The following is a 4,711-nucleotide window of genomic DNA, read 5'->3' as shown; positions in this document are numbered from 1 at the left end:
GCTTTAGACATTAACAGCTGTGCGATTGGAACATTAGGAGAACCTTTTATTACTAGTATGTTTGCTGATTGGGGGACAGTGGTAAGTGCGGGAGGAATTATTGTAGGAGATAGTTGCTAATCTAAGATGTTCACTTTATATTAGTGTTCACAAATAAGTGAACAAGAACAAATACTGAACATGCAAGAGGAGATCGTATACAAGGTATTACAACTGCTTGAAGAAAAGACCGGCCTTAAAGCAAGGTGGTATGCTATTGCTAATGATAAAAAAGTAGATGGAACGGTAGAGCTAAAACTTCAAAAAGAACGCATAAATATCCCCGCAGAGTTCAAGAAAGAAGTTAAGAACATTCACTTAAGTCAGTTCTATTCATTAAAAAATCAATATCCCGATTTAATAGTAATAGCAGAGACCATTTTCCCGGTTATACGAGAACAGTTACGTACAATGAACGTAAACTATGCAGATGCTAATGGTAACTGCTATATAAAGAAAGATAAGTGGGTATTTTTCGTAGATGGATTTAAAACAGACACTCCTCAGATTAATAAAAAGGATAGAGCATTTACTAAAACAGGGCTGTTATTACTTTTCCACTTGTTAAATGATGAAAAGTATTTAAATGTAACTTATCGCCAAATGTCAGAAGACTATGGAATCGCATTAGGGAATGTAAATTACATCATGAATAGTTTGAAAGACCAAGGGTATTTAATAAAAACTGATCGAAAATCCGCCAGACTAATAAATAAAAAGAAACTATTTGAAGAATGGATCACTGCTTACGAACAAAAGTTAAAACCACAATTAAGCTTAGGTAGTTACCGGTTTTTAAACAGTTTCGACAAGGATTGGAGAAAACTACCGTTAGATAACTATGAAACCCAATGGGGCGGCGAACCGGCTGCTAGTCTATTGACCGGCTATTTGAAACCCGCTAAATTAGTGTTATATACGTCAGAGAAAAAAATTGACCTGATAAAGAAATATAAATTGGTGCCGGATGAAAAAGGGCTTTTAAGCATATATAATAAGTTTTGGAAATTTGAGTGCATCAATTCAGATACTGTGCCTGATATGTTAGTATATGCAGATCTGATAAATAGCAACGATCCAAGAAATTTGGAGACTGCCACACTACTCTATGACAGATTATTTAAAGAGCAACTTTAATGAGCTTCGTGAATCGGAATTCGGGAAACTCTTGGATTCTCTGGAAAGATGTTTTAACAAATTTGAGATTGATTATTACATGGTTGGCGCTACGGCGCGGGATCTTTGGATTAGCCATCTTGATTTGCCGAGCATTCGGGCAACTATAGACGTAGATTTTTCGGTATATGTTCGATCACCTGAACAATTCACAGAGCTTAAAAATTGTTTAATTCTAAAGGAAGGTTTTGTTGCTGATAAAGAGCCGTATAGGTTGTATAGCGCAATCGGCCAAATAGTAGACTTAATCCCTTTCGGCGCAATCGAAGAAAATGGGAAAGTTGTATTAGATGAACACGGACAAATGGAATTATCGGTAGTTGGAACCCGTTGTTAAATTATTTTGAGATAGCGGGACACATGCTATTTGAAATTAGCTATGAGGACCTGATCACCGATCAATTCGATGAACATCAAGTTGCTGCCAGAATTCTAGGCCGACAAATGCAGGTAATATTGAATGACAACGAAATGCTCAGAAGTAAAATTCTACGAATACTCGCCTCACGCCTAAATAATTTTACTAGTCAGGAAATAGATTCGATGTATAATTCGGCAGATAAATCAGATACGCAAATAATCAGGTATAAGTCTGTTGATGAAGTAATTAAAGGGATAGAAGAGTAGAGCGAATCCGGCCGTTGACATTGCTTTTGTCAATCTTACTTAAAGCTTGTGCCGTCACTGCTATAAGAGACGCTGAGTTAACGAGACATACTATGGAGCGGAATATCCACCTAAAGCGGGAAATAGACTAGATGACATCTATACAAAGCATCTTGCATTCAAGATTATTTAAGGAGCTAACGTAAGGTAAATAGTTTAATACTTTGCTTCGAAATCGTGGCGTACTATGGAGCGGAATATCCACTTATGTCGGAACGGCGCCTTGGCGCCACTTAACAAATGGTAAAAGAAATAAATAAGCCTTTGATTATTCCATAAAAAACGGTCGGCTTGCCCGGAATGGGGGCAGTATAGTCAAAATACGCATCGATGATCGGTAACAAGAATTATTTCTTAATTTCATGGGTCTCTAATAGATAAATTGCAAGGGTGGATGCAGCTCCCACAGCTAATTTTGCATGTCGAGGTTGAAGACCTTTGAATTTTCCGTCTTTTCCGTGACCACTGCCATATTCGTTTCTTACTTCCCCTATTCCCTGAACTACTGAGGATAAACTACCTAAAATCTGTTTTATCGAAGTTGCCGCTTTTGCTTCATTGGGAATGTCGTCAGGTGTTAGCTTTAAAAGTTTGGTTGTTTCTTTCATCAATTTAGACAAATCCCAATTTTTATCATAATACTCTTCCCGATCGTCGAAGATTGATTTACAACATGTTTCAATCAGTTCTTTGGCTAACCCAATGGAAATATGAGGAGAATTTTCGATTGATGATTCCATGAGGTTCATTTGCTGAGTAACATAATCAGCGTTCAGGATTCTTTTAATATCATTATTCTTTTTTACGATCGATTCCTTTCCTGTAATTTTCAACCTTCCAACAAAAATGGGCTTACCAGAAATACGGATTTTTTCAATAACCTCGAAATTATCTTCTATGAGATTGTCGTTGAAAATTTGAAGTAATTTATTTACTTCAGAAGATTCATTTCTCACTAAGGGATGAATCATTTCACACAAGAAGTTAAGGAATATCGAATCGTCGCATTTGAGGAGATTGAATCTTTCGTCATGAAAAATCCAATTATCCTCCCAATCATTTGGGTTATTAATCCTATGTTGCCAAATATCACCAGCAGCATTAGGAAATCTTGAATCGAACGATTCAATTTCTTGAAGATCGAATAATCTTGAAAGAAAATCAGCTTCTTCAAGCCTACCTGCCCACCAAAAACTTTCTACTTGTATGAAATCGAAGATATTCCTGCGTGTAATTTGCGATATTTTGTTGGCCATATTACTTGTATAGGTTTCTATAATCCGTATCCAACTTGATTCTGTTATATGCAAAAAGACCTTTCTCAACCTCTCTTGCAGTTTTACTTGTACTTTTCGCAATTCTTCGAATTAACCTATCAATCATTTTTGTTGGATTAATGATCACCTCAAACGACGCAAGGAAACCTAAGTTCCATTAGAAATAGCCGACTATTTGATATAGGAATAGAATTTCTAATCTTGATCAATAAGTTGAGAGTGTAATTTTCTTAAACCTAAGCAATAAGAGCGTCAGTTCAAAGCTAAAATATTAATTTTCAAGTTGTTGAAGTTTAAATGTGATTTGTGTAGACATTACATTGGATAAGTGCTCGCGTCGCTAGTTTAGCAAAATGTCTCCGCAGTAAAGCCATGTATGGAGATGCTGAGTATGTCTTGACGCGAGAACGGCGGAGGATTAGTAGAGGGTCGAGAATTTTGCGACAGCGCAGCGAGCTGTAACTAGAGAAGAGAAAGGATTTAATAGGGATTTAGTTGGTGAAGTCTAAAATAGGGTTTCTGTAGTGTATAACTTTATCTTCATAGCCAGTTATATATGAATATTTAACTTCAACTTGATCACTTTTGACTTCATCCGCAAAGGCTTTGAGATACTCCATATTAGCGGTAACATCAATCAATTTCAAAAGTTCATTCCCTGCATTGGAAAACACATGTACGGGTATTCTAACGATCGGAGTGTTTGCTTTCACATTAACAAAAATGATAATCTTACCAGAAGCAAAAATCTGCTGTGCATTCGAAGGTTGGGGTTGAATCTGAAAATGCACGAAAGCCCCAGGTTGCAATAAGCCGATTTCCGTCAGCAACGCTATATCACCGTATCCCACATTATGCTTTTCAAGCACTTTTGTACGATCCGAGGCGAAAATGTAATTGTTTTCACCTGCTTTTAGTGCGAAATTCGCAATTTTCGTGAAGACGTCAGCCTCGTGTTTAGAAAGATTTCGAATTAGCTCTAAAGTTCTTAGGGAGTATGTTTTAGGCTGTTTTATCTCCCCTGCAAGGATTTTACCCCATAGGGCTTGCATCTCCTCGTTGGATATATCTTCGACTATTTTGAAAAACCTGGCTGCCCAATCTTCTTCTGGATTTTCATCTGTTACTGGTGGTTCATCCTGTAATTGCTCAGCGGCATATGCTGTAACGCTTTCAATGTTCAGTTGTTGTTTTGCGTTTTGATAGGCTATACGGTCAGTTGCTCTTTCTTCAATAGACAAATGCTTTAAACTTAGATCATCTCCATTATTGCCTGATTCGTTTGGAGAACTAACAGCAAATTTTTCATCTTTATATTCGATCCCGCCTGTTAGTTTAGAATTATTTTTCACAGCCAAAGATATTATTTGAAGTTCTTTGGCTCGTGCTTTAGCTAAAACCTCAATCTCATATCCTTTGGTATCTATGTCTTTTCTGTCAAAGTATGATTTGGATAATTTTCCTACTGATTTCGCAACTAGATCGAGTAGCTTATCAATAGGGAGCACTTTTCCGAATCCGAATATGTCTTCCATTATGAGTGTAGTTAAGCA

Annotated in this window: 5 protein-coding genes; 3 read left to right on the top strand and 2 right to left on the bottom strand. The window is 36.8% G+C overall.

Going from position 1 to position 4,711, the window contains the following annotated elements; translation table 11 throughout:
* Positions 1-180 precede the first annotated feature (180 nt).
* The 3 genes from WBJ10_RS17210 to WBJ10_RS17200 are packed head-to-tail and all read left to right on the top strand — an operon-like array spanning position 181 to position 1,842.
* Positions 181-1,176: a type IV toxin-antitoxin system AbiEi family antitoxin gene (locus tag WBJ10_RS17210; protein ID WP_424292532.1), complete on the top strand. Its 996-nt coding sequence runs from the start codon at positions 181-183 to the stop codon at positions 1,174-1,176.
* Entirely contained in the window at positions 1,148-1,552 is a 405-nt protein-coding gene (locus tag WBJ10_RS17205) for a hypothetical protein (RefSeq protein WP_424292530.1), read from the top strand. Before WBJ10_RS17210 ends, WBJ10_RS17205 begins: the two co-directional genes overlap by 29 nt.
* 23 nt (positions 1,553-1,575) lie before the next feature.
* Positions 1,576-1,842: a hypothetical protein gene (locus WBJ10_RS17200; protein WP_424292528.1), complete on the top strand. Its 267-nt coding sequence runs from the start codon at positions 1,576-1,578 to the stop codon at positions 1,840-1,842.
* Between the two features lie 386 nt (positions 1,843-2,228).
* On the opposite strand, the gene WBJ10_RS17195 is transcribed toward WBJ10_RS17200, so the two are convergent.
* Both WBJ10_RS17195 and WBJ10_RS17190 read right to left on the bottom strand, forming a co-directional pair.
* Positions 2,229-3,137 carry an abortive infection family protein gene (locus WBJ10_RS17195; RefSeq protein WP_424292526.1) on the bottom strand — a complete coding sequence of 303 codons (909 nt, stop codon included), beginning with the start codon at positions 3,135-3,137 and terminating at the stop codon, positions 2,229-2,231.
* Between the two features lie 512 nt (positions 3,138-3,649).
* The coding region (locus WBJ10_RS17190; RefSeq protein WP_424292524.1) for a DUF2806 domain-containing protein at positions 3,650-4,711 on the bottom strand (1,062 nt) is incomplete at its 5' end.

Source organism: Daejeonella sp., from assembly GCF_049655485.1.
Taxonomy (GTDB): domain Bacteria; phylum Bacteroidota; class Bacteroidia; order Sphingobacteriales; family Sphingobacteriaceae; genus Daejeonella.
Note: the sequence above shows the minus strand (reverse complement) of the source record. Positions and strands in the feature narration are given on the sequence as shown.

What these genes read in the sequence shown, in the direction of transcription:
- WBJ10_RS17210 (WP_424292532.1), top strand. Translation starts at nt 181, where the DNA reads ATGCAAGAGGAGATCGTATACAAGGTATTACAACTGCTTGAAGAAAAG.
- WBJ10_RS17205 (WP_424292530.1), top strand. Translation starts at nt 1,148, where the DNA reads ATGACAGATTATTTAAAGAGCAACTTTAATGAGCTTCGTGAATCGGAA.
- WBJ10_RS17200 (WP_424292528.1), top strand. Translation starts at nt 1,576, where the DNA reads ATGCTATTTGAAATTAGCTATGAGGACCTGATCACCGATCAATTCGAT.
- WBJ10_RS17195 (WP_424292526.1), bottom strand. Translation starts at nt 3,137, where the DNA reads ATGGCCAACAAAATATCGCAAATTACACGCAGGAATATCTTCGATTTC.